The 26,401-nt window shown below is 38.8% G+C and carries 22 protein-coding genes and 1 pseudogene; 16 read left to right on the top strand and 7 right to left on the bottom strand.

Annotation, left to right across the window (positions count from 1 at the left end):
* Window positions 1-3 precede the first annotated feature (3 nt).
* Both GM418_RS22625 and GM418_RS22630 read left to right on the top strand, forming a co-directional pair.
* Window positions 4-1,779 carry a RagB/SusD family nutrient uptake outer membrane protein gene (locus GM418_RS22625; protein ID WP_158869485.1) on the top strand — a complete coding sequence of 592 codons (1,776 nt, stop codon included), beginning with the start codon at window positions 4-6 and terminating at the stop codon, window positions 1,777-1,779.
* 78 nt (window positions 1,780-1,857) lie between these two features.
* Window positions 1,858-3,351, top strand: a complete 1,494-nt coding sequence (locus tag GM418_RS22630; protein WP_217447567.1) for a sulfatase — start codon at window positions 1,858-1,860, stop codon at window positions 3,349-3,351.
* A 41-nt stretch (window positions 3,352-3,392) separates the two neighbouring features.
* On the opposite strand, the gene GM418_RS22635 is transcribed toward GM418_RS22630, so the two are convergent.
* Together GM418_RS22635 and GM418_RS22640 are read right to left on the bottom strand one after the other, a co-directional pair.
* On the bottom strand, window positions 3,393-3,749 hold the full coding sequence (locus GM418_RS22635) for a hypothetical protein (protein WP_158869486.1): 357 nt from the start codon (window positions 3,747-3,749) through the stop codon (window positions 3,393-3,395).
* 344 nt (window positions 3,750-4,093) lie between these two features.
* Window positions 4,094-5,383: a hypothetical protein gene (locus GM418_RS22640; protein ID WP_158869487.1), complete on the bottom strand. Its 1,290-nt coding sequence runs from the start codon at window positions 5,381-5,383 to the stop codon at window positions 4,094-4,096.
* 85 nt (window positions 5,384-5,468) lie between these two features.
* Here GM418_RS22640 and GM418_RS22645 point away from each other — a divergent pair, with 85 nt between their 5' ends.
* Window positions 5,469-5,897 carry a co-chaperone GroES gene (locus tag GM418_RS22645; protein ID WP_246222764.1) on the top strand — a complete coding sequence of 143 codons (429 nt, stop codon included), beginning with the start codon at window positions 5,469-5,471 and terminating at the stop codon, window positions 5,895-5,897.
* A gap of 83 nt (window positions 5,898-5,980) precedes the next feature.
* Window positions 5,981-6,637: a porin family protein gene (locus GM418_RS22650; protein WP_158869488.1), complete on the top strand. Its 657-nt coding sequence runs from the start codon at window positions 5,981-5,983 to the stop codon at window positions 6,635-6,637.
* Window positions 6,638-6,761: 124 nt separating this feature from the next.
* On the opposite strand, the gene GM418_RS22655 is transcribed toward GM418_RS22650, so the two are convergent.
* On the bottom strand, window positions 6,762-8,063 hold the full coding sequence (locus tag GM418_RS22655; RefSeq protein WP_158869489.1) for an aminotransferase class I/II-fold pyridoxal phosphate-dependent enzyme: 1,302 nt from the start codon (window positions 8,061-8,063) through the stop codon (window positions 6,762-6,764).
* Window positions 8,064-8,286: 223 nt separating this feature from the next.
* On the opposite strand from GM418_RS22655, the gene GM418_RS22660 reads away from it, so the two are divergent.
* The 5 genes from GM418_RS22660 to truA all read left to right on the top strand — a co-directional run bounded on the left by GM418_RS22660 (window position 8,287) and on the right by truA (window position 13,256).
* Window positions 8,287-9,507, top strand: coding sequence for a PQQ-binding-like beta-propeller repeat protein (locus GM418_RS22660; RefSeq protein ID WP_158869490.1), 1,221 nt, complete (start codon window positions 8,287-8,289; stop codon window positions 9,505-9,507).
* 468 nt (window positions 9,508-9,975) lie between these two features.
* Window positions 9,976-10,644 carry a hypothetical protein gene (locus GM418_RS22665; RefSeq protein WP_158869491.1) on the top strand — a complete coding sequence of 223 codons (669 nt, stop codon included), beginning with the start codon at window positions 9,976-9,978 and terminating at the stop codon, window positions 10,642-10,644.
* A gap of 109 nt (window positions 10,645-10,753) precedes the next feature.
* Entirely contained in the window at window positions 10,754-11,803 is a 1,050-nt protein-coding gene (locus GM418_RS22670) for a tetratricopeptide repeat protein (RefSeq protein ID WP_158869492.1), read from the top strand.
* A gap of 165 nt (window positions 11,804-11,968) precedes the next feature.
* Complete coding sequence (locus GM418_RS22675; RefSeq protein ID WP_158869493.1) at window positions 11,969-12,532, top strand: hypothetical protein; 564 nt, start codon at window positions 11,969-11,971, stop codon at window positions 12,530-12,532.
* Entirely contained in the window at window positions 12,498-13,256 is a 759-nt protein-coding gene (truA, locus tag GM418_RS22680) for a tRNA pseudouridine(38-40) synthase TruA (protein ID WP_158869494.1), read from the top strand. Before GM418_RS22675 ends, truA begins: the two co-directional genes overlap by 35 nt.
* A 1,343-nt stretch (window positions 13,257-14,599) precedes the next feature.
* Here truA and floA read toward each other — a convergent pair.
* From floA to GM418_RS22700, 4 genes are read right to left on the bottom strand one after another with little or no spacing between them, the layout of a single operon-like run.
* On the bottom strand, window positions 14,600-15,577 hold the full coding sequence (gene floA / locus GM418_RS22685) for a flotillin-like protein FloA (protein WP_158869495.1): 978 nt from the start codon (window positions 15,575-15,577) through the stop codon (window positions 14,600-14,602).
* Window position 15,578: 1 nt separating this feature from the next.
* Window positions 15,579-16,052 (bottom strand): NfeD family protein, encoded by a 474-nt coding sequence (locus GM418_RS22690; protein ID WP_158869496.1) that lies wholly within the window; start codon window positions 16,050-16,052, stop codon window positions 15,579-15,581.
* 9 nt (window positions 16,053-16,061) lie between these two features.
* Entirely contained in the window at window positions 16,062-16,340 is a 279-nt protein-coding gene (locus GM418_RS22695) for an ATP-dependent Clp protease adaptor ClpS (RefSeq protein WP_158869497.1), read from the bottom strand.
* A complete protein-coding gene (locus GM418_RS22700; protein ID WP_158869498.1) occupies window positions 16,337-17,719 on the bottom strand; it encodes a tetratricopeptide repeat protein in 1,383 nt (460 codons plus the stop codon). Before GM418_RS22700 ends, GM418_RS22695 begins: the two co-directional genes overlap by 4 nt.
* A 163-nt stretch (window positions 17,720-17,882) precedes the next feature.
* On the opposite strand from GM418_RS22700, the pseudogene bcp reads away from it, so the two are divergent.
* The 7 genes and pseudogenes from bcp (at window position 17,883) to rpe (ending at window position 26,272) form a co-directional block, all read left to right on the top strand.
* Window positions 17,883-18,347: pseudogene (bcp, locus tag GM418_RS22705) on the top strand (thioredoxin-dependent thiol peroxidase).
* Window positions 18,348-18,359: 12 nt separating this feature from the next.
* Window positions 18,360-19,385, top strand: coding sequence for a recombinase RecA (gene recA / locus GM418_RS22710; RefSeq protein ID WP_158869499.1), 1,026 nt, complete (start codon window positions 18,360-18,362; stop codon window positions 19,383-19,385).
* 86 nt (window positions 19,386-19,471) lie between these two features.
* The gene (gene thrA, locus GM418_RS22715) at window positions 19,472-21,895 is read left to right on the top strand and encodes a bifunctional aspartate kinase/homoserine dehydrogenase I (protein WP_158869500.1); all 2,424 of its coding nucleotides are present in this window, start codon (window positions 19,472-19,474) and stop codon (window positions 21,893-21,895) included.
* Between the two features lie 35 nt (window positions 21,896-21,930).
* On the top strand, window positions 21,931-23,139 hold the full coding sequence (locus GM418_RS22720) for a cofactor-independent phosphoglycerate mutase (protein ID WP_158869501.1): 1,209 nt from the start codon (window positions 21,931-21,933) through the stop codon (window positions 23,137-23,139).
* A 138-nt stretch (window positions 23,140-23,277) separates the two neighbouring features.
* Window positions 23,278-24,594, top strand: a complete 1,317-nt coding sequence (thrC, locus tag GM418_RS22725; protein WP_158869502.1) for a threonine synthase — start codon at window positions 23,278-23,280, stop codon at window positions 24,592-24,594.
* A 151-nt stretch (window positions 24,595-24,745) separates the two neighbouring features.
* Window positions 24,746-25,612, top strand: coding sequence for a sigma-70 family RNA polymerase sigma factor (locus GM418_RS22730; protein ID WP_158869503.1), 867 nt, complete (start codon window positions 24,746-24,748; stop codon window positions 25,610-25,612).
* A gap of 9 nt (window positions 25,613-25,621) precedes the next feature.
* Window positions 25,622-26,272 (top strand): ribulose-phosphate 3-epimerase, encoded by a 651-nt coding sequence (gene rpe, locus GM418_RS22735; RefSeq protein ID WP_158869504.1) that lies wholly within the window; start codon window positions 25,622-25,624, stop codon window positions 26,270-26,272.
* Window positions 26,273-26,401 lie beyond the last annotated feature (129 nt).

Here is a 26,401-nt window from a genome sequence, read left to right on the forward strand (position 1 = left end):
ATAATGAAAAAAATATTTAAATATACTTTGATCACCTTTTTAGCTTTATTGGCTATTTCGTGTAACGATGAGTGGCTAACACCAAAACCACTTTCAATTTTTGTGCCTGAAAGTATATATATCGATAAAGCCGGGATGGATGCAGTTTTACTAACAATGCGTAAAAATCTTCGCCACGATTTTTATGGAGCTGCTAACGAACTAACGAATGAATTGATAACCTCAGACCTGTGTGTGGCTGGCAATAAACAAACTTCTGCGACACATAATTTTTTCACTCAGGTAATGCCAACAGGAACAGGGCAGTACAATTTTTTTACCCATTGGGATGTCGGTTACAATCAAATCAGAAATGCCAACGTAGTAATTTCACGAATCGATGCGCCTGAATGGAGTAGTGAACAAGATAAAAATGAAATTTTGGCAGAAGCCTATTTTCACAGGGCTTATTGGTATTACCGCTTGGTTCATCAGTTTGGTGATGTGCCTTTTCTGAATAAGGAATATACCGAACCCAAGATTGATTTTTATACACATTCCAGAAAAACAATCTTGAATAAGATTCAAAGTGATATGGAGTTCGCGGTTCAATGGTTACCTGAAGCAGTAGATCCAGGAAAGGTAAACAGGGCAGCTGGAAATCACCTGCTGGCAAAAGTTTATTTAGCAAACAGTGATTTTGATGGAGCAATTTCAGCAGCAAGTGCCGCCATTGATGATGGAATTCATTCGCTTATGACAAACAGGTTTGGAAAATATGCTGGTGATGATAAGTATAATATAATATGGGATTTGCATCAAAAAGAGAATAAAAGTTTAGCAGAAAACAAAGAAGCTCTTTTGGTTTGTCAGGATAAGTATGGATATCCTGATGCAGAAGCAGGAGGGGGGACAACTTCTATGAGAAACTATGCGCCCTTATGGTGGCATCGTATTTATTTAAAAGATGCAGATGGTAAGGCTGCCTGTACTGATGCCCGTGGTGATCAGCAGGTTATAACGTGGGGCAGGGGAGTTGGCTATGCCAGACCTAGTAATTATGTAAACTATGAGGTGTGGGAAAATTGTAAGGCGGATTTAAGGCATGACACGGTGGTTAATTGGATGCCAATGGAAAAATTACTTCATAATAATCCCGAGTCGGCATATTATGGACAGCCAGTTACAAAAGATTATACAAATCCGATTGATACATTTCAGTCGTGGTTCCCATGGCCCTACTACAAAATTTACATTGAAGATGAAGAACGCCCGGATCAACCCTATGGTGGCCATAGCGACTGGTATGTTTTTCGATTGGCAGAAACCTATCTCCTTCGCGCGGAAGCATATGTGTGGAAAGGTGATATGGCCAGTGCTGCCTCCGACATAAATAAAATTCGGGAACGTGCTTTAGCTCCCCCAGTGGAATCCAGTGATGTAAGTATTGAGTACATTTTAGATGAAAGAACTCGCGAATTGTATACAGAGGAACCAAGGAAATGCGAATTGACTCGTATTGCCTTTATCATGGCCGATAACAATATGAATGGATATTCAATTGACAACTTTGACCAGGATAATTATTGGTTTGATCGGGTTCAGGATAAAAATAATTTTTATAATGTGGGTTATACATGGGGTTCTAACGAATTTAAAATTGGAGCCTTTCACGTTCTTTGGCCTGTTCCTCAAGATGTAATTGATGATAATCAGGGCGGGACAATTAATCAGAATACAGGTTATCCTGGTGTTGAAAATAATATTCCTCCGAAAACAGAAATTACAGAGGAAGATTAAGTTAGTTTGGTTATTTAGTTAAATAAAAGGCCGCTTCTGAGGAGCGGCTTTTTCCCATATCCTGAGGTTTAATAAATTATGAAGATTATGATTTTTATTGCATTTTTATCGATACTCTCTTCTTTTTTTAGTTGTGCAAAACAAGACATTGCTGACACGAAAATGCCGAAACAGCAAAAGCCCAACGTCCTTTTTATCTGTGTGGACGACCTTCGTCCGGAATTGGGGTGCTACGGCAAAACATACATTCATTCCCCAAACATTGATAAGCTGGCTGCTACGGGAGCTGTTTTTACCAATCAGTATGTGCAGGTTCCTACCTGTGGAGCTTCGCGTTACAGCTTATTAACGGGGATGCTTCCAAAAACAGGGGGCCATTTAAGCAATGAAGCCTGCCACAATTTTATTTCAGGAAAACCTGAAACAGAAGAACCTGAAACATTTATCCATCAATTAAAACGAAACGGATATTATACTGTGGGAATAGGAAAAATCAGTCATTATGTGGATGGTTTGTTGTATGGATACACCGAGCCGGTAGGCACAGAATACGAATTGCCACACAGTTGGGATGAAATGTTGCTTAATCCCGGGAAATGGGTTACCGGCTGGAACGCATTTTTCGGATATGCTGACGGCGGTAACCGGCAGAGCCTCAACCGCCAGGTAAAACCTTATGAAATGGGGAATGTGGGTGATTTGGGCTACCCCGATGGATTAACCGCTGAACTGGCAGTGGATAAGTTGGATGAGCTGGCGAAAAAAGAAGAACCATTCTTTTTGGCAGTGGGTTTTTTTAAACCGCATCTTCCTTTTAATGCCCCCAAAAAGTACTGGGATATGTATGAAGAAAGTAAGCTGCCTTTGTCTCCCAATCCTTATATTCCTGAGAATGTAAACAAAGCCGGTTTGCATAGCAGTGGGGAGTTTAATGGGTACAAACTGGGAGATGAGGAAGCCACTCTTGAAGGTCCGGTATCCGATGAATATGCCCGAAAATTAAGACATGCTTATTTTGCCTGTGTAAGTTATACCGATGCCCAAATTGGAAAGCTGCTCGACGGGCTGGATAAATTGGGTCTGTCAGAAAATACAGTGGTTGTATTGTGGGGCGATCATGGCTGGCATTTGGGCGACCAGTTGGTGTGGGGAAAACATACCATTTTTGAACGGGCGCTGAGAAGTGCTTTTATCATCCGGGCCCCGGGAAAGACAGAAGGCAGAACCATCAGCAAAGTGGTTAGTACAGTGGATATTTATCCAACAATGCTGGATTTGTGTGATGTGGAAATGCCCCATGAAACGGATGGCAAAAGTATAGTGCCTTTGCTTGATAATCGTGTAGCCAGTTGGACTGAAGCTTCATATGGCTATTTCCGCAACGGGATTTCTTTACGAACAGAAAGATACCGCCTTACAAAATATTTCAGAAATGCTAAACCAACAGTGGAATTGTATGATCATATTGCAGATCCAAATGAAACAAAAAATATTGCCGCAGAAAAACCGGAAATAGTGAAAAAATTAACCCCTCTCTGGGAGAAGGGTAATACCGGATTATACAATAAATAAAAATCCGCGACGTACTTTTCTGATCTGCAGTCGATTCGTATTTATTGCTCTAGCTTTTTATCTTTTGTCATTGCATCAACCAGTACATCGATGGCAACGCCAAAAACTTCTTTTTCGGTTTCTTCATTAAGCAAAGGAATATTTACTTTTTGATTTACAAATTCAACAACATTGTCTTTTATCAGTTGAATGTTTGCACCTTGTTCCGGATCAAATCCTTTGGCGGTATCTTCCAGAAAATCGAGATATTCCTCCGGGATTTCATCTTCCAGAATGTCGAGGACTTTGGTAACTGCTTTTTTAATGATAAAAAATTCAGCTTTTTCGCCAAGTACAGGCAGATTGACTTTTTCATTGATTTTGTTAGCAATGTAAACTACTTGTTCATTCGATAACATAATTTTACGATTTAATGATTTGTAATGAATTGATATGGTACAAGTTATGAAATCATTAATTGAAAACCAAGTTAACAGACAGAAAAGTATTTTATTGTCTGGTAAGAGCTTAAAAAAACTACTGTTTTGTCGCAGATACTTTAAGTTTAAAATCCCACCTTTTCTGAACGGGGTTGCATTTTTCCCTTTTGTTTAATTTCGGGTTTTGTTGATTTCGTGGCTAAAAACATTACCACTAAAACTCAAAAGCATAACATACCACGAAGCAGGAACGATAACAATTCGTATTTTATCCCTTTGGGTTATCCCAAAGCTACTACTTTTTTGGGGCGTAGATGTTTAGTTCACTTTACTGTTTCTGAAATGTCCATTAAAACCAGTTGCCGGCCGCCATTTTCTGTAGGACAGTCTATACAAACCAGCTTGCCGTTATTGCTTGAGCGGGGATGTGTATCGCAGCGCCATTCTCCCTTGTATTCTGGTGCGAGGTAAAAATCACCAAGCGGGATTTTTTGATCCGTAACGACATTATACAGATAAACATGTTGTTTTCTGTTTGCATCAGGATAGGAATCATTTAGTATCCAGTCTTTTTTGTTGGGTAGATAGGTATTATGGCCGTTTACCGGCATTCTTTCCTGGTTGAGAACATAGGTTTCTTCCGGTTTCCCATCTGTAAAAACATAAAAACCCGGGCCATGAGACGGCTGACGTGTCCACGCTGCAATATGATTTTTGTCGCGCCAGATAAAATGCGAAGTATAGTTCGATGGATCAACCAGACGAATGTCTTTCCCTTTTAAATCAGAGGTGTACATCAGTGTTGCAAAACCACCTACATCTTTTTTGTTTACAGCTTTCCAGCGGTGTAAAAAAATAAAACGGCTTCCGTCGGTATTAAAAAGCAGGTGATTAAACCAGTTTTTTTGTTCAGCCCTGTCTTTATTGGCATTGTCATCGGCCAGCATGGGCATTTTTACCATCTGCGCATAGGAAATAATCAGTTTCTTTTTGCCTGTTTTTAAATTGCATACATAAATCCCCGCATTGTCCGGTGCAATATCATCCCGGTTAGGATCAGCAATTCCGGCATAACCATACCCCTTGCGGGTGTCCTGGATTCGTTCAAAATCGGTGGTGACAGCGTGCTCGCCGTCAGGGCTTAATGCATAAATGGCAAACGGAAGTATTTTTTCCTTGCGGGTATAAATATTAAACAGGTGCGAAATAAATTTGTCTCCGTCTCTGTCATTCCAGATAACCAGTGAATCGCTTCCCGGAACAAACTGTAACATACAACCCTGTTGCCAGCCCCAGGCTTTTGATGTGCCCAGTTTTATCCACTCGTCATTATTCTCCAGATCAACCATTCCGATCGAGATTTTATCATCCGCTTCCGGTGAACGTCCTTCAAAATCAACCTCCATACACAATACAAACCTGTTGCCCGGGTCAAACTGTAGTTTGTCGTAATAGCCAAACCAGTGATGTTTGGGACCATTGGTTATCGCACGTGCAGGAACATAAATTTCCGATTTTTCCAGCCCCTGGATTTTTTCTGTGGTAGGGTTAAAAGCGCCCCAAAGTGTATATGAGTAAAAAAAGGAGAACAATAAAATAAGTTTATCAGTCATGGTTCAGTAATTTAGATCAGCATAAAAATATATAATATTTGGGAGGAGGCACCGGATGAACCAAAATAAATTACTTATTTCAAAAATGCAGAAAATTATATCTTTGCGCACGGAACAAAAAATCAAAACGATGTCATTGGTAATTGAAGAAAAAGATCTGGAAAAATTTATCATGGTGGGCGATCGGGTTTTGGTAAAACCCAAAAATCCTACCAGTAAAACAAAAACAGGTTTGTATTTACCTCCAACGGTTCAGGAAAATGAGAAAATTCACAGTGGTTACATTGTAAAGGTCGGCCCCGGATATCCCATTCCTGCTGTTGCTGAAGACGATGAAGCCTGGAAGGAGAAAAAGGAAGACATAAAATACGTTCCCTTACAAACTCATATTGGCGACCTGGCCATTTACCTGAATAAAAGCGGCTATGAAATAGAGTTTAACAATGAAAAATACATTATTTTGCCACACTCTGCTATTTTGATGATAATAAGAGATGAAAACTTATTTGAGTAGTTTTGTATATGGGGCAATACTGTGCTTTTTTTGTAAAAAGCCACTCCGGATTTAAAAGGATCAGAAAAACCTGAAATAATAGAATGAAAAAAATATTGGTTTTTACGCTTCTGCTGTTTTCAGCATCGTTGATGCAGGCGCAAAATGATTTTGTAACAGAAACCGACTGGGGAATCCGACTGGGAGGAAATGTATCACGCGTGTCTTTTGACCCGGTGCAGGAGCAAACCTACAATATCGGGTTTCATGGCGGCCTTGTATTTCGTCACATATCGCAGAAAAATCTGGGAATTCAGATTGAGTTAAACTATATGCAGGGCGGCTGGAATGAAACCCTGGCAAATCCCAATGATTATTCCAGACATTTAAACTATATCCAACTCCCGTTTCTTTCTCATTTTAATATCGGGCGCGGTAAAACAAGAGTTTTTTTTAATATCGGACCCTATGTATCTTATCTTCTTTCCGAAAGTGAAAAAATGGATTTAATAAGTGAAGAGGAAGTAAAAGAATATTATGGTACAGATATAGATAATCATCTGGAGTATGGAGTAAGCGGGGCTTTTGGACTTTCAAGGCGTTCATCGGTAGGAATATTTCAGATTGAAGGAAGAGTCAGTCAAAGTATGATAAATATCTTTAGAAGTGATTCGGAGCCTTTTAGCGGTTCCCTGAATCAAATAGGTGAAATCAGCCTGATATATTACCTCAATTTTGATCAACCTAAAAATGAGGAATAGCTTGTGGTCTGGTTATTACAGCCAAAAACAAATGCTTACAAATTGAACAAATAAAATAAAAAAAGCCGTTTCATTTATTTAATGGAACGGCTTTTTTGTGCCCGGAGCATTCGGTTGTAGTAACTTAGCTCCTGGCGGCAATACTGTCTTTACAGGCACTGTAAATTCCTTCAAACATTTCTTTTACGTCTTTAGCGGCCACAGCAGAGTAGGCAATACGAAGAACATTACCTAAACTTATGGTACCAATGCTGTATTTGTCGATGAGTATTTTTCGAATGGTTTCACCAGCCAGACCTTCAGCCAGTTGGATACACATAAAATATCCCGAGTTATAGGGGATGGCTTCAAAATACTCCTTGTATTTTTTGTCTGTTAGTGTTTCTTTAACAGCATCATATCTTTTTTTCATGATGTTGAATTTCGCCACTTTCTGTTCGCCGTATTCCGGGCTGTTAAAAGCAGCCAGCAGCAACGACTGAGAAATATTTGCCGAATTGGAAATGCTTCCGCGAATTGCTCCGGCCGTTTTTGATTCCAGTGCTCCGTACAACGCAGCATCACCACCTTTAATTCCGTAGGTAACAAAACCAACACGGAAACCCCAAACATAATCTTCTTTGGTTGCCCCATCGATTTTTACAGCAAGCACATTTTCGTGAAGCCGGCAAAGTGCACTAAAAATACTTTCTTCTGCAATCCCTTCTTCATAAACCAAACCAAAATAGGCATCGTCGGAGAAAACTACAATTTTGTTTCCTTTTTCAGCCGCCTTTTTAATAATGTCAACAATGGAGTTATACTCGTCAACCGTTGGCGTATATCCCGACGGATTGTTTGGAAAATTCAGGATAACAGCTTTTTTACCAATTCCGCCTTCATTTAATTTGGCCTCAAAAGCTTCCAGGTCAAATGCGCCCGCTTTAAACAGGTTAAATTTTACAAGATTGGCCCCATAGGCATGATTAAGCATCAGGTTATAATTCCCCCAGAAAAGGTCGGGAACAATCACTTCATCCCCCTCGTCCAAAAACATATATCCCGCCATACTAACACCATGAGTCAATGCATTGGCAACCACAGGCAAACTTAATTCCACATCTTTTAACGACGGGTTTTTTTCATAAATCATACTTTTCCATTTTGCCCTGATATCGGGGCGCCCAAAACTTGGTGCATATGGAAAAACCAGCGAAGGATCCATGTTAATTTTTGAGGCGATGGTGTCCAGACGCATCGGGGTTCCATCGTCTTCAATGGCAGCACCAATGGTCGCATTTATTTTGGTGCCCTTGGCTTCGGCAGTCTGTCCAAGGATGCCCTTTTTCGGAAAGAAAATGTTTTTTCCCCTTTCGGAGAGAAGTTCGTAAACCGTTGTACTTTTTTCTCTGATGATAACATTAAGTTCCTCGGCCTGTGGATTCATGTTTATTCTGTTTTAAATTTCAATTTATTATCGGGTGCAAGATAGAAAAACGTCAATAGATTTACACCGGGTTGTTAGCAAATTGAACGTTTTTTTCATAAAATGCTGATATTACTCCCGCTAAGTTGCGAAATTGTTATTTGTCAATACGTATTGGTTTCTGCCCGATAAACCTTTATTTTTATTTCAAAATTACTATCGGAAAACCATAACCTTAAAATCGATGAAAACGCTATTAAAGAACGTTACAGGTATTTGTGTTTTACTCTTTGTTGTTTTAGCAGGCCAGGCGCAGGATTGGCCGGGATGGCGCGGAAAAAACAGAGACGCAAAAGTGGATAACTTTATAGCTCCCGGGAAGTGGCCGGACGGGTTAAAAAAAATATGGGAAGTAAAAGTGGGTCTCGGCGATGCTTCTGTTTCAAGAGTTGGCGGAAAGTTATATTTACTCACCGAACAGGATGGACAGCACGTGGCATTGTGTATCAATCCGGATACAGGGAAAGAAATCTGGAAAACGCCGCTGCATCCCTCCATCGCGCTTGAGGGCGGCGGAGCTTCTCACCCGGGCCCGCGAACAACACCCGAGGTGCAAAATGGCAAAGTTTATACCCTGGGAACAGGAGGAGAGTTGTTTTGTCTGGATGCAGGTACCGGAAAAATTATTTGGAAAAACCTGGCTTATAAGGAAGTTCCAAAATTTTATCCTTCCATGTCGCCGCTGATTGTTGACGGAATGTGTTTTGCCCATTTAAACGGACACGATAACGGTACCATTGTAGCTTTTAATGCCGATAATGGCACTATCATTTGGGAATTAAAAGGAGAACCGGCAACCTATGCTTCTCCGGTTTTGATGACCGTTGACGGCGAGGAAATAATGGTTTTTCAAACCGAAACCGATGTAATCGGACTGTCAAAAAAAGGCGACTTACTGTGGAAGATTCCTACGCCCGGAGAACAGCGGTTTTATAATTCGGCAACTCCGGTAATTGATGGCCGGAATGTAATCGTTTGCGGACAAGGTATAGGAACAAAATCCTTTAAAATTGAAAAAACGGGGAATACCTGGTCAACTTCAGAAAACTGGCACAACAGCGAATTGGGCGGCAATTACAATACTCCGGTTTTAAACGACGGATTTTTGTACGGACATGAGGCGCGAATGGGAAAAGCATACTGTATCGACACAAAAAACGGTGAGTTGGCCTGGAGCGATGACAATTCAAACCATCGTTTTATGGCAACCCTCAACCTGGGCGACCATATTCTTTCAATGTCGGCAAACGGCAAAATTTTGATTTTTGAAGCCAATTCCGAAAAATACAACGAAGCGGCTGTTTACAACGTTTCCGATACCGAGGTGTATGCAACTCCGCTGGTGACAGGCACTGAAATTTATGTTAAAAGCAAAGAAATGCTTACCCGCTGGGAAATAAAATAATTTGTTTGTTGGGCTAAACAGAAATCTGAAAGTAAGAACACTCGCTTATCCGCCGATCTTCCAAAACCACATAATGCGCGGTAAATAAGCCCCTGTCTTGTCAATTTCAAAAATTCCCCGCGAGTGCCCGCTGTCTCTCTTATCATTTCTCCCAAACAACCTGCTCAATAACACTATTTCATTTGTTGTTGAATTTCAGTAGCTTGTATATATTTGACATCAGAAATCAAAAAAAACAACCCGGGCCGCAGAGAATTTTCTAATTAACATGTGAGGGAGCCCCCTGGAAAAGTTAAAACAGATGTTGATGCGTTGGTTAATGTTTACAGATATGACCATATGTAGTACGGATGTTGATACCGATTTTTTTAGAGAGAAGGTAATATTACAGGTGAATATGTACACTAGTTTTAGGGCATATTGAACAAGAAGAATTAAGTTGACAGATTGTTGAAAAAATAGACTACTATGAATCTAAAACTTGGAAATATTAAAACAATAAATGAGATGAAAACCTTATCATATTTGTTTTTCATAACTTTTTTCATTTTTAGTTCTTGTTCAAAAGAAGACACAGGAAAAATAATAATAGCTGGGACTTACGATTCAGACTTATTATATTATGAATTTTCTCCTCCATTAAAAGTTGAATTATCCTTAGACACGTTAACCGACAACTATATTGGAGAAGATTCTATAGATATAAATCAGGACGGAGTTTATGATATAATAATTAGTCATCGAATTCATCTTCCTCCCGAATCAGAAACTCCATCATATGACCATTTTCCATTTTACAGGCTAACCTTAAAAAATGGTTTGCAAGTAGCAACAAAATTGCAATCCTATCCTGTTGGACACGGACAACTTAATGATGTTAATTGGGTTGACGCATTGAGTTATAAAACTCGAATTGATACATGGTCTGAATGGTCAGAAAATAATGAAACTCGAACAATGTGGGCTATCCCGCCAGTCAGCACTGCTCCATACGGTCCTTGGTATAACTTGACAAATGAAGAAAAATATATAGGCATTAGAATGAAAATTGATTCCCGATTTAAATATGGTTGGATTAAAATGTACGTAATTTCAAGAGAGGATATGCAATTTTTAAGTTATGCTTTGGAGAAATAAAAGTTGAATTAAAAAAATGAATAAAATACGCCCTATAACAAGGTACATATTGCAGGTCGGTGTTAGGCAAAATAGAAAATGAGCAATCCGAATTAAAAAATACAATAAAATGAAAACCAAATTAACTTTCTTCTTATTATTCATTTGCTTTCTTGCAAATGGACAAAGCCCCCAAGTACAGGAGCTGGGAAAACTTTACATGTCTGGAAAATATGACCAAACAATTGAAAAGGCAAATAAATATTTAAACAGTGACCCTGAGAATCTGGATTATAAAGTGATTTTAGGGAGAGCATTGACAGATAAAGGTAATTACAAAGAAGCAATATCCCACCTTCAGTATGCTATTGACAGAGATAACTCATGGAGAAAGGCTTGGGGACTTGGATATTTAGGTACATGCTATTATATGCTTTCAGACTTTGACAAGTCGGAGTCTGCTTTAAAGTCTTGTATTAATTTAAATGCTACAAAAAATGCTACAAGATATTCTGCCAGAAGACTTGGGATTTTTGGTTATGACAGTTTTTACAAAGACTGGACTGTTAAAGAATCGAAGCATATTCGATTTCATTTTCAAAACATGAGTGACCAAAAAATCAAATTATATATAGAATCAAGAGAAAAAGCCTTTGTTGAGATTAATAAATTCTTTGAAAGTTCTGTGCCTAGAAAAATTGACTTTTTTGTATGGAACTCAAGAGATGATGCTAAAAGAATAGTTCATGCAAATTTGGGGTTTGCTGAACCTGCATATTGTATTGTACATTCTCATTTCCAACAAACCAAAGGACACGAACTTACACATGTTATTTCAAATTATTCAAATCAAATTACTCAAAAAACTGGATTAATAAATGAGGGTACATCGGTGTGTTTTGACCTTGCGAATAGGAATGATGAAAAACTCGTTTTCGACTGGATTAAAGAAAATAATCAAAAGATAGATATAAAGGATATTTGGGCAAACTGGAGAAAATATCCTCACGAATTAACATATCCACTTTCAGGGCTGTTTGTAAATGAATTGATAAGCGAATTTGGTAAAGAAAAATTCCTAGCCTTTTTTTCTAATCAGACCTATGAAAATGCAAAAACTGTATTTGGAAATGAATTGGATATTTTGATAGAAAAATTTGAAAATAAATATAGCGGATAAAAACTAACTTGCCTAACAAATTGTATATGACAGGCGGGTTACTTAGCGGTCTGAAAAGTCAGACCTCGTGCCCGCTTTCCTGCGGGTCTGACAGGATTTCTTCCAGAAATCCCGCCCGACCAAATACAAGTGAGCGTAAGCTTTTATAGAAACTTTGAAATACTTATGAAGCTCAGAATAAAATCAACAAAAACAACAGTTTTAGTACTTGGACTTTACCAGGTATTTGGAGCTATCTTGGGCTTTTATCTTATCGCCTGGCTTCTTCTTCGCACTGATGAAATTAATGGTGTGATGCTTTTATTTTACTTTATGGCAGTTGGGTTATACTGTTTATCATTAAAAGCAGGAAGTTTACTTATTAGAAAAGAATGCAAAAGAGGATTGATATATTCAATCGTTAATCAAACATTTCAAATTATTTCTTTTGCATTGGGTGGCTATGCATACAATTATTTTTCAGGAGGTAAGCTTGCTTTTGGATTTAGTCTTACTGATGGTTTTGAAATGAAACTTGACTTCGCGATAACGTCAAAATTTAGAGGCGGTTTTTTTTTGAATAATGGCCTGCCGGAAAAGAGAAGCGGAAGCCAAAAGGATAAAAACTATCAAATTGTTCAAACGCAACATTCACCTTTGCCCCGGTTGAATTCTCACGATAAAATAGTTACTTTGCCAAAGGCAATAAAACAGGATGGCACAACGATATTTTTTGCAACTGAGTTATAAGGGAACCAGCTATCACGGCTGGCAGGTTCAGCCCAATGCCCTGTCTGTCCAGGAGGTGATGGAAAAAGCCCTCTCGACCCTGCTGCGTGAAAATGTGAGTGTGGTGGGAGCAGGAAGAACCGATACCGGAGTGCATGCTTCTTTTTTTGTTTTGCATTTTGATGCCGCAAATTCAGACATCGATGTGCAAAATTTTCCTTATAAACTCAATCGTTTTTTACCAAAGGATATTGCCGTACAAAGAGTCTGGAGGGTGAAAAATGATGCCCATGCGCGTTTTGATGCGCTTTCGCGGACTTATAAATATTACATCTCAACAACAAAAGACCCTTTTGCTACCGAAACTACTTATCATTTTTCGCCGGAGCTGGATGTTCTTAAAATGAATAATGCAGCAAAGCTTTTATTTGGCTATACCGATTTTACCAGTTTCAGCCGTTTGCATACTGATGTGAAAACCAACAATTGCAAAATTTATCAGGCGGAGTGGACAAGCGAAGGAACACAATTGGTATTTACTATAAAGGCAGACCGTTTTTTGCGGAATATGGTACGCGCCATTGTTGGAACCTTACTGGAAGTGGGAAAAGGGAAATTGAGTGTCGATGGATTCAAAAATGTGATTGAAGCTGAAGACCGGAGGATAGCAGGAGTCTCAGCACCGGCAGAAGGTTTGTTTCTGGTTGGTATTGAATATCCCGATGAGATGCAGGCGATACTTTAAAATATATTTTTCGGATTTTTAAGAAATTTCCCCGAAGTTATTGTTAAAAAGGATCCGGATCGTTTGAATGCTTTCGCTAAATAACCCCGAAAAGAATAATTCTTTTTGTTAATACTTATTTTGATACGGGTGCCCGGTATTGTCTCATTCTGCAGGTAGAGGGAGGGGCGGGGAGTCTTCTGATTTTGTCATAAAACAGATTGTATCGTTTAATCTCTGGCCAGCTTATAAAAAGAAAAAGGATAAGTCAACACTTATCCTTTTCAACCTAACTAAACCAATAAAACTAATCAAACCTAAACTTATGAACTAAAACTCTATGACAAATATATGTCGAAAAGCATACTTGTTTGTTATCTAAATGTTAAAAAGAAAAATAAATGCATATCTAAAATCTATTATCAATAGGTGGAATCTATGGATGTGTTTTTAAAATATACTGTTTGTTGACATTTTGTATTTGGATTGATTTTTTGAGGATGATGTTTGGAGGAACAAAAGCGGGAGGATAATAAAAAAGAAAAAGGATGAGTCAATACTCATCCTTTTCAACCTAACTAAACCAATAAAACTAATCAAACCTAAACTTATGAACTAAAACTCTATGACAAATATATGTCGAAAAGCATATTTGTGTGTTATCTAAATGTTAAAAAGAAGAATAAACGCATATCTAAAATCTATGATTAATAGACTAGGTCTATGGATGTGTTTTTAAAATGTACTGTTTATTGACATTTTGTATTTGAATTGATTTTTAAGGATGATGTTTGGAGGAACAAAAACGAGAGGATGATTAAAAAAGAAAAAGGATGAGTCAATACTCATCCTTTTCAACCTAACTAAACCAATAAAACTAATCAAACCTAAACTTATGAACTAAAACTCTGCTACAAATATATGCTGAAAAACATTGATGTAGGTTAACTAAATGTTAAAAAACATGCTCTATAACATATGTAAAATCTATGTTAATTCGACTATATCTATAGGCGCTGGTGGGAATTTGCTTTTGGTTATCGTGGGTAAAACTATGGAGAACTGTTGCTGAGCCAGGTATAAGCTTATAAAAAGAAAAAGGACAGGTCAACACCTATCCTCTTCAACTAACTAAACCAATAAAACTAATCAAACCTAAACTTATGAACTAAAACTCTGCTACAAATGTATGCTATAAAACACATTTGTAGGTTAACTAAATATTAAAAAATATGTTTTGCAGCATATCTTAAATCAATGTTAAACCAAAAAACAGGGGCCAACCGACTTAACGTTGATTGGCCCCTGTTTTTTTAAAAAAGTCATCGCCTGATATCAGGTCTGCGTTGACTTTTAACTATTTTCTATTCTCCTTTTCTGCCTTCTTCTCCCGCAATGGAATCTCTCATTGATGTGTCGGCCATAATGTTTTTGTATTTCATATAGTCCATCACACCCAGATTACCTTTGTTAAATGCTTCGGCGATTGCCAGTGGCACCTGCACTTCGGCCTCAATTACTTTTGCACGTGCTTCCTGTGCTTTGGCTTTCATTTCCTGTTCAAGAGCGATAGCCATGGCCCTGCGCTCCTCCGCTTTGGCTTGGGCTATATTTTTATCGGCATCGGCCTGGTCGATTTGTAATACCGCCCCAATGTTTTTACCAATGTCGATATCGGCAATATCAATGGAAAGGATTTCAAATGCTGTTCCCGCATCAAGCCCTTTTTCCAAAACCACCCGGGAAATAAAATCAGGATTTTCCAACACAGCTTTATGTGAATGTGACGAACCGATTGATGAAACAATTCCTTCCCCTACACGGGCAAGAACGGTTTCTTCTCCGGCACCACCCACCAGTTGTTTAATGGAAGCGCGGACCGTTACCCTTGCTTTTGCGATCAACTGAATACCATCTTTGGCAACCGCTGTAACAGGAGGTGTGTTTATAACTTTTGGATTCACCGACATCTGTACCGCTTCAAACACATCGCGACCGGCCAAATCAATAGCCGTAGCCATGTTAAAAGGCAGATCAATATTTGCCTTTGATGCCGACACCAGTGCATGCACCACATTGGCTACATGCCCTCCCGCAAGATAATGTGCCTCCAAAGCATCCCGACTCAAATGAACGTCAGCTTTTGTTCCTTCAATTAATGCACGAACGATAATCCCCGGCGGGACTTTCCGGAAGCGCATAAGAAAGAGTTGTAACAGCGAAATTCGTACACCGGAAACCAGCGCTGAAAACCAGAGCCCGATTGGAATAAAGTAAAGAACGATAAATAACAGGACAATAACTCCAATTATTAATCCCCACGTACCGACTGATTCAACCATGTTATTCTTTTTTTACAGGTTCTACAATAATTTTATTGGTCAATATTTTTAATACTTTTATTTCTTTGTTATGATCGACAAAACTACCTGTCGACTGGGCTTCAACAACTTCACCATTTACTTTTACTTTTCCTGAAGGGGCCAGTCTGCCAATTGATTTACCAACATCGCCAACTTTTATTTTTTCTGTGTTTATCGTCTCTACTTTTCCGATTATGTTGGACTCAAGAATCATTTTTTTTCCCGATTTTGATTTAAAAAAGTAATAAATCATGGCGGGAGCAGCAATCAATACAACGGTTAAGGTAAGAAAGCCCGGCCCGGTTCCATATTCAGAAAAAGCAATATAGACGCTGGCCCCCAAAAGAAGAAAACCTCCGATTCCGGCGATGGTAACCCCCGGGATCACGGCAAACTCGATAAGCAGGAGCAAAAGCCCCAGTAAAATCAGAAGTATAATTGCAAAAACAGTCATGGCAGTTCGTTAGTCAATAGTAGCGTTTAATTCCCGTTCAATTAAGGCATCTTTCATGATTTTCAGTACATTGAATTTTCCCTTTTTAACATCACATTTTCCCTTGTAATGCGTAATAATGGTGCATTGTGTAGCCTGCTCATATTCGTGTTCACAAATATCAACGAGCGCATTAATTACATAATCAAACGAATGTTCGTCGTCGTTATGTAAAATCAGAATGTTTTCTTCAGAAACTTTTTCTTTGAAATCATCTGCAGGTCGTTTTTTGGTCTGCTCTGATGTCATAATTCGCTTTCAATTTTTTTTGCCTCTTCCAAAGTTATTCTTTTTCCGTTAAAATACGGCACAACAAATGCATCTTCTACACCTTCCTGCCGAACTTGTTTTTGCATTTTAACCGCATCTTCCAGATTTGTAAGCTTTCCGGTAGTATATACAACAACACCACGGTCGTCGGTGTAATTGTCAATTTTACGAAGAACAGCAAGTTTTTTGAAGAGTCGTTCAACATAAGTCGGAAGGCCTCTGCTATAGGCGCCAATCTGAATACGGTATATCAACTCGTCTTTTTGTTCCGGCTCTTCCAGCAAAATATCGTTGTTTTCTTCCGAAAGAAATATTTCCGGATTTATGAAGGAAGTGTCAGGTTCCATATTTTTTTCAGGAGCTTCTGTTGTTTCTGTTTCGCGATATTCTTTTTCGTTCTCAACTTTCTCAAAAAACGTTTCAATTTCATCTTCAGAAGCCTTATTCCAGTATTCCAACTCTTTGTTTTGGGCTTGCAGAAGTAGGTTTGTAATTTCCTGATGTAATGGGTACGACTCTGTTTCCAGTGTAACTATCTTTTTGCCTAAAGCATCTTTTAATACAGCGCTGTTTGCCTGGAGATATTGTTCCCTTAACTCGTCGGTTCTGGTTAAAATCGAATCCAGACGTTGCTGGTTTTGATTACTTTCATTAAAGAAAGCCCGGCCTTCTTCGGTTTGAAAATGGCTGGTGTTATAATAAGTAATCCGGCTGTTTACGATAAATTCAACAGGAGTCCCGTCTGGGCCGGCAGGAACATCTGCAACTTTTTCATTTTCTTCTGTAAAAACTGTATTTGCTGAATCTGGAAGAACAGAAGGCTCAATTGCAGCAGTGGAAGTGTCTGTTTCAGTACCATCGGCATAGCTTTGTGCAAGTGAGCTTTCTGTAACGTTTTTAAGCAGTTCTTTGTACGGATTTTCCTGGTTATAACACTGTTGTATTTTACTTGCCACATCCAGTGCTTCCAGTTCTTCTGAATTGGCATCCATTCTGAACTTATTAAAGTTTTTTAGTGCCTGCTCCCAGTTTTCCTGCGCCTGATATTGTATGCCGAGGTAATAATTAATTTTCAGGGGTGCTTCCGCCGGATCAGCATTTAGTAATTGAATAAGATCATATTCAGAATAGTTTTGGTTTTCAGTTCTGCAGGCACCGTAATAATAGTATAACTCCAGTGATTCCGGTTTTTCTTCAATCAATGTTTTAAACAAAGGCTCGGCGTCTGCATATTTTTTATTATCAAACAGTTCAAGTGCTTTTGATAATTTGTCATCCTGATTACTTCCAAAACTATCCGTTGAAATGGAAAACAAAACGCCCAAAAATATTGTTAGAAAAAATATCTTTTTTGCCATTGACAATCCCCCTAAGGTTCCGGTTTTAATAGAATGTAAAGGTACAAATTTTGACCGAAGCATTAAATAAATACGGATTTTCTTGATGGGAATGAAGTGGTGTTTTACCTGATTTTTATCATTATAAAACGTATATTTGTACAACTGAAAAAACAGATTTTTTATGACACATTTAAAAGTTGGAGATAAAGCTCCTGAGTTTAATGGAGTAAACCAGAAAGGGGAGGAGATTGGTTTAAGCGATTTTTCAGGAAAGAAACTGATTCTTTATTTTTATCCAAAAGACAATACGCCCGGATGTACAGCGGAATCCTGTAATTTGAATGACAACTACAATTCATGGTTAAACAAAGGCTATGAAGTGATAGGTGTGAGCCCCGACAGTGTGTAGTCGCACGTGAAATTTGCCGATAAATACGGCTTGAAATTTAATTTGATTGCCGATACGGAAAAGGAGATTTTGCAGGCCTATGGAGCGTGGGGAGAGAAAAGTATGTATGGTAAAAAATACATGGGAGTTTTACGAACCACATTTGTTATCGATGAAAATGAAGTAATCACTGAAATTTTTGAAAAGGTAAAAACAAAGGACCATACAAACCAAATAGAAAAAGCTTTAAAAATTTAACCAAAACTAAACATGACAAAAGAAGAAAAAAACCAAATGAATAAAGAAAAGCTGAAAGCAATTCAGCTTACAATGGATAAAATTGAAAAAAGCTATGGTAAAGGTTCCATCATGCGTATGGGCGATCGCGCAGTTGAAGATGTTCCTGCCATTCCATCGGGGTCCATTGCTTTGGATGTTGCCCTTGGAATTGGAGGTTACCCCAAAGGAAGGGTAATCGAAATTTACGGACCGGAATCTTCGGGCAAAACAACCCTGGCCATTCATGCTATTGCTGAAGCGCAAAAAGCAGGGGGAATTGCCGCTATTATTGATGCCGAACACGCCTTTGACCCGTATTATGCAAAGAAACTGGGAGTTGATATTGATGAATTATTGATTTCACAACCCGATAGCGGAGAGCAGGCCCTGGAAATTGCCGATAATCTTATTCGTTCAGGAGCTTTGGATATTGTAGTGATCGACTCGGTTGCAGCACTTACTCCAAAAGCTGAACTGGAGGGAGAAATGGGCGATTCAAAAATGGGATTACAGGCTCGTTTAATGTCGCAGGCTCTGCGTAAGCTTACTGCAAACATCAATAAAACCAAAACCTGCTGCATTTTTATCAATCAGTTGAGGGAAAAAATAGGAGTGATGTTTGGTAACCCTGAAACCACAACCGGAGGAAATGCACTTAAGTTTTATGCTTCGGTTCGTTTGGATATTCGCCGGATTGGACAGATAAAAGATGGTGATGAGGTTCAGGGAAATAATGTTCGTGTGAAAGTGGTGAAGAACAAAGTTGCTCCGCCATTCCGTAAAGCAGAATTTGATATTTTGTATGGTGAAGGAATTTCAAAATCAGGTGAAATTATCGATTTAGGAGTCCAGTTTAACATCATTAAAAAAAGCGGTTCGTGGTTTAGTTATGGTGAAACTAAATTGGGACAGGGAAGAGAAACCGTGCGTAATCTGATTCTTGATAATCCGGAGTTGGCACAGGAACTCGAAACAAAAATAATGGAGACGATTACGGGAAAAATTACAAGCGAATAAAACGTATTTAAATAAGACAGAATGTACTGGATGAGCGGCTTCTGTCGTTTCATCCAGTTTTTTTATAACCAATTTTTTATAAAAGTATGAAAGTTTTGAAGTTTGGCGGAACCTCAGTCGGTTCAGCCGAAAATATAAAACGGGTAAAGGAGATTGTTCTCAAACAGGATGAGGATGTAGTTGTCGTAGTTTCTGCCTTGGGTGGAATTACAGATAAAATTTTGAATGCTGCCAGGCAAGCTTCTACGGGAACGCAAAACTTTCATGCGGAACTGACGGAAATAAAAAGAGCGCACTACGATGCCATTGAAACGCTTTTTAACGGGACCGGCTCAATAAAATACATTGTTGATGAATTGCTGGATGAATTGGAACAGATTTTAACCGGGATTACCCTGGTGGGAGAGCTTACCGTTAAGACACTGGATCGGATTGCCGGAATCGGAGAACGAATTTCGTCGCATATTGTCGCGCAATACATTCCGGGGGCGGTTCGGAAGGACTCGTCGGAATTTATACAAACCGACAGTAATTTTGGACGAGCAGCCGTCGATTTTAAAATTACAAATCAGAACATTCAAAAAACTTTTGCAAACTTTTCAGGCGTTGCAGTAGTTCCCGGTTTTATTTCAAAAAACAGTAAAAGCGAATTTACGACATTAGGACGAGGTGGTTCAGATTATACCGCTTCGATAATTGCCGCAGCTCTTGATGTAAGCTCGTTGGAGATTTGGACTGATGTGGATGGTTTTATGACAGCCGATCCACGTGTTATCAGGAAAGCATACACCATCCCAAAACTGACCTATTCCGAGGCAATGGAACTTTCGCATTTTGGAGCGAAAGTAATTTACCCTCCAACTATTTTGCCGGTGTATCAAAAAGGAATCCCGATTCAGATTAAAAATACGTTTAAGCCGGAAAGTGAAGGGACACGAATCATTCAAACAGCCGAAAACGGAAAGGAAAGACCTATTAAAGGGATTTCATCCATTTCGGGAATTACGCTTTTAACCCTCCAGGGAATCGGAATGGTGGGGGTAACCGGTATTTCTATGCGGTTGTTTACAGCACTGGCCAGCGTAAACGTTAATGTCATTTTGATCTCACAGGCTTCTTCCGAGAATTCAATCAGTGTTGCTATCGATGAACATGCGCTTGATGCAGCCGAACTTGCTATTCGGGAAGAGTTTGAAAAAGAAATAGCTTCGGGACAAATCAGTAAAATTTATGCTGAAAGTGAGCTTTCGATTGTGGCCATTGTAGGTGAAAATATGAAACATACCACCGGTATTGCCGGGAAATTGTTTTCTACCATCGGAAAGAACGGGGTGAATGTAATTGCCATAGCTCAGGGTGCTTCAGAATTAAATATTTCCTGGGTGGTTGAAAGTCGGGAACTTCGGAAAACACTAAATGTGGTTCATGAATCATTCTTCCTTTCCGAAAATGTGGAATTAAATGTTTTTCTGATGGGTATTGGAACCGTTGGTGGAAATCTGTTGCAGCAGTTACAAATGCAGCAGAAAAAATTATTGGAGGAGAAACATCTGAAATTAAAGCTTACCGGTGTTGCCAATTCAAAGACAATGGTTTTTGACCGCGACGGAATTGAAATTTCAACATTTAAAGAAAGCCTTGATAATTCAGAAAAGAAGTCGGATTTGACTGGTTTTGTCGATGAAATGAGAAAAATGAATATTTATAATTCTGTGTTTGTGGATTGCACTGCTTCAGATAAGGTGGCAGATATTTACAAAGATATTCTTCATTCAAATATTTCCATTGTGGCGGCAAACAAAGTGGCGGCCTCGTCTTCATTTTCAAATTATTCTGAATTAAAAAAACTGGCAAAACAAAAAGGTGTTAAGTTTTTATTTGAAACCAATGTGGGAGCCGGTTTACCCATTATAAATACTTTAAACGACCTGGTAAATTCAGGAGATAAAATTTTGAAGATTGAAGCGGTATTGTCTGGAACTCTAAATTATATTTTTAACACTATTTCAGAAAAAGTGCCTTTGAGTGAAACCATAAAAAGAGCAAAGGAAGAGGGGTATTCAGAGCCTGACCCGCGCATCGATTTGAGTGGTGTTGATGTGGCACGCAAGATCTTAATTCTCGCACGCGAATCAGGTTATGCTGTAGAAATGGAAGATATTAATATCAAACGTTTTGTGCCCGACTCCTTTTTTGAAGGCTCGCTGGAAAATTTCTGGGAAAAGATAAAGGATTTGGATGCTGATTTTGAGACGAAACGAAAAGTTTTGGAAAAAGAAAATAAAAAATGGCGCTTTGTGGCGAAATACGAAAATGGGTTGGCAGAAGTGGAATTGCAGGAAGTAAGTTCCACTCATCCTTTTTACGATCTGGAAGGAAGCAATAATCTGGTGATGTACACTACGGAACGGTATCAGGAGTTTCCGATGCTGATAAAAGGATATGGAGCCGGCGCTTCAGTAACTGCTGCCGGGGTATTTGCCGATTTAATAAAAGTGTCAAATATTTAAATTTCGGAACTGGAATTTTCGATTAAACTGAAATTATGAAGTACATTATAATTCTTGGCGACGGAATGTCGGACGAACCTCTTGAAAATTATGGCGGAAAAACGCCGCTCCAAATGGCAAACAAGCCTCATATCGACTGGTTAGCTAAAAATGGCCAGGCCGGACAGTTTATTACGGTACCCGATTCCATGCATCCGGGAAGCGAGGTGGCAAATATGGCGGTTTTAGGTTACGACGTGGAAAAAGTTTTTGAGGGCAGGGGAGTGCTCGAAGCAGCAAGTATTGGAATCGAACTTGGGCCCGATGATTTAGGATTGCGCTGTAATCTGATTACCGTTGAAGATGAAAAAATAAAAAATCATTCGGCAGGTCATATTTCTTCGGAAGAAGCTTCTGAGCTGATTTCTTTTTTAAATGAAAAGCTGGGAAGTGAGAAAGTTCGGTTTTATTCCGGTGTTTCCTATCGACATTTGCTGGTGATAAAAAATGGAAAAAAAGATTTACAATGTACCCCACCGCACGATGTGCCAGGTACTCCTTTTGTTGAAGTGGCGATCAAAGCAAAATCCGCTAAAGCAGAGGAAACGGCTGATTTATTAAATAATTTAATCTTTAAATCACAAAAATGGCTTGCGGAACATCCCGTAAATATAAAAAGGAAACAAGTTGGTAAGGAGCCTGCAAACAGTATCTGGCCCTGGTCGCCCGGATACAAACCCGCCATGCCAACCCTAAAAGAAATGTTTGGACTTGAAAAAACGGCAGTTATTTCGGCTGTGGATTTAATCCAGGGAATTGGTGTTTATGCAGGGATGAAAGTGATTCATGTAGAAGGTGCAACCGGTTTGTATGATACCAACTACGAAGGGAAAGCAAAAGCCGCTGTTGACGCGTTAAAAGAAAACGATTTGGTTTACCTTCATATTGAAGCAAGTGATGAAGCCGGACATGAAGGTGACGTTGAATTAAAAACAAAAACAATTGAATACCTTGATGCCCGGGTTGTAAAATATATACTGGAGGAAATTGAGAAGATGGACGACGAGGTTGCAGTGGCTGTCTTGCCTGATCATCCAACTCCGTGTGCATTAAGAACGCATACCCGCGATGCGGTTCCGTTTATAATTTATAAAAGAGGAATTCAACCCGACAGAACGGGAGTATACGATGAATTTGATGTGAAAAATGGTTCGATAGGTTTATTAAAAGGTGATGAATTTATCCGGACATTCTTAAATATTTAGGTATAGTTACTTGTGGTTTTCTGATAAAAGTCATGTTTTTGTTATTAATACTTTAATCTTTGTTGTTGAAACTCTGTATTGATTGAAACTGAAAACAGGCTTGTTATTTTTGTCATCGCCAATGAAGTGAAATAAAAGATGCAATATTACAGTACCAATAAAAATACACCGCCGGTTTCGTTAAAAGAAGCTGTAGTAAAAGGACTTGCAGCCGATAACGGACTTTTTATGCCGGAGCGGATTGAAAAATTTGAATCTTTATTTTTTAACTCCATCCATAAACTTTCTTTTCAGGAAATTGCTTTTGAGGTGGCAAAAAAGTTTTTTGGAGAAGATATCGAAGAAGCCAAACTGGAAGAAATTGTTTTTGATACCTTGCAGTTTGATTGCCCGCTGGTAAAGGTAAAGGAGAATATTTACTCACTCGAACTTTTTCACGGTCCTACACTGGCATTTAAAGATGTTGGTGCCCGTTTTATGGCTCGTTTATTAAATCACTTTTTGGGAGAAAAAGAAAAGCAGGTCAATGTATTGGTGGCCACATCAGGCGATACAGGAAGCGCGGTTGCCAATGGCTTTTTAGGGGTTGAAGGTATTCATGTATATGTGCTGTATCCTAAAGGTAAGGTGAGTAAAATTCAGGAATCGCAGTTTACTACGCTCGGGAAAAATATTACAGCATTGGAAATTGACGGGACTTTTGATGATTGCCAGCACCTGGTAAAAACTGCATTTTTGGATGAAGAGTTAAATAAGAAACTTGTATTAACATCGGCTAACTCAATAAATGTTGCCCGTTTTCTCCCCCAGGCTTTTTACTATTTTAATGCATACGCCCGTTTAAAAGAAATTGGTGCCCTTGAAGCAAAAGAGCTGGTAGTTTCAGTTCCCAGTGGGAATTTTGGCAATTTAACGGCCGGGCTGTTTGCACAGGAAATGGGATTGCCGGTAAAACAATTTATTGCTGCAAATAATGAGAACGATATTGTTTATCAATATTTAAAAACGGGCGAGTACAACCCGCGTTCTTCAGTGGAAACAATTGCCAATGCCATGGATGTGGGCGCACCAAGTAACTTTGCCCGCATTTTGGATTTGTATAATCATTCCTATAGAACAATTGCGGAAAAAATTATAGGTTTCAGATATTCCGACGAACAAATCAGGGAAATTGTTCAACAAGTGTACAGAAGAAATGGGTATTTATGTGACCCACACGGCGCATGTGGTTTTCAGTCGCTTGACGATTATTTACAGGAGAATCAAACAGGTGTTTTTCTGGAAACAGCTCATCCTGCCAAGTTTACGGAAACAATAGAGCAAATTATAGGAACCGGAAATGTTGCGCTTCCGGATAAATTGGCAGCATTTATGAAAGGAAAACGAAAAGTAAGTTTTTTATACAAAAAATATTCAGATTTTAAGAAATTTTTGCTTTATAATAGAAATTTCTAATATTTTTAAACTTATTCTAAACAAATCCGTTTTATTTGTTAACTGATCGGGTATTTCTACGTATAGTTTACTAGATTTTAAATGTTATTTTTGTGGGAACAAAAAGGATTGATAAATTCAACCCGAAAGTTTTTTTACTAACCATTAAATTATGAGACAACTAAAAATTACAAAACAAGTTACCAATCGTGATACTTTATCGTTGGATAAGTATCTTCATGAAATTGGTAAAGTTGAATTGTTGTCTGCCGAAAAGGAGGTTGAACTAGCCAAACGAATCAAAAAAGGGGACAGACAGGCTCTGGAAACCTTAATCAAAGCAAATCTTCGTTTTGTGGTTTCTGTCTCAAAACAGTATCAAAACCAGGGACTAAGTTTACCTGACCTGATAAACGAAGGAAATCTTGGTTTAATAAAAGCAGCCGAGAGATTTGATGAAACTCGTGGGTTTAAGTTCATATCGTATGCTGTTTGGTGGATTCGGCAATCAATTTTGCAGGCGCTTGCCGAACAGGCAAGAATCGTCAGGCTTCCGTTGAATAAGATTGGCTCTATTAACAAAATTAATAAAGCTTTTAATAAACTCGAACAGGAGTTTCAGCGAGAGCCAACAGTTGAAGAAGTTGCCGAGATTATGGAAGCAAGACCTGAGATGATAGAGGATTCAATGAATTTCTCTAGTGTGCATGTGTCTATGGATGCTCCTATTCGCGAAGAGGAAGCCAACAATATGTATGATGTGATGCTAAACGATGACTCTCCGAGTCCGGATAACAGCTTAATCGACAGTTCTCTCCGAAAGGAAATAGAACGTTCGCTTTCTACATTGGGAGACAGGGAAGCAGAAATTTTAAGGTTTTATTTTGGCCTGAACGGTTATCAGGCGCATACGCTGGAAGAAATAGGCGATGAGTTTGGCTTGACCCGTGAGAGAGTAAGGCAGATAAAAGAAAAAGCAATAAAAAAACTAAAAAATCAATACAGAAACAGGTTGTTAAAATCATACCTGGGAAAATAATTTTTGCGAATGAAACGTTTGATCGCACCTTCTATCCTTTCCGCTGATTTTAATCGTTTGGGAGAAGCTATTCAAACCATCAATCAAAGTGAAGCTGATTTTATTCATTTTGATGTAATGGATGGTGTATTTGTACCTAATATTTCATTTGGTATTCCCGTTATCAAAGATGTCAATAAAATAGCGGAAAAACCGCTTGATGTGCATTTGATGATTGTAAATCCGGACAAGTTTATTGTACCTTTTGCAAAGGCCGGAGCTTCCTATTTAACAGTTCATTATGAGGCGTGTCCGCACCTGCACCGAACTATTCAGTCGATAAAGGAGCAGAACGTAAAGGCCAGTGTATGTTTAAATCCACATACACCGGTATGGCTTTTGGAAGATATTATTGCAGAACTGGACATGGTTTTGCTGATGTCGGTAAATCCGGGTTTTGGAGGCCAGAAATTTATTGAGAATACTTATAAAAAAGTGGCCCAGTTAAAAGAGTTAACGGAAAGATTTAACCCGGATTGTTTGATAGAGGTAGATGGCGGAGTAAATTACGAAACCGGGAAAAAGCTTTTTGAGGCAGGTGCAAATGTTTTGGTTGCAGGTAGTTTTGTTTTTAATGCTGAAAATTCTATAGAAACAATAAAGAATTTGAAACTACTTTGATTTAATTTCAATTTTTTGGCAAAGGTTTTTTTCGTTTTCTCCCTCCGGCAATGGATTAACCGCATCTCGCAGCATGCATTCGGCGGAACAATCGGAACAATTGTGAGCCGTTTTTGATGTGTTACAATT

Origin of the sequence: Maribellus comscasis, from assembly GCF_009762775.1 — a bacterium.
Classification (GTDB): Bacteria; Bacteroidota; Bacteroidia; order Bacteroidales; family Prolixibacteraceae; genus Draconibacterium; species Draconibacterium comscasis.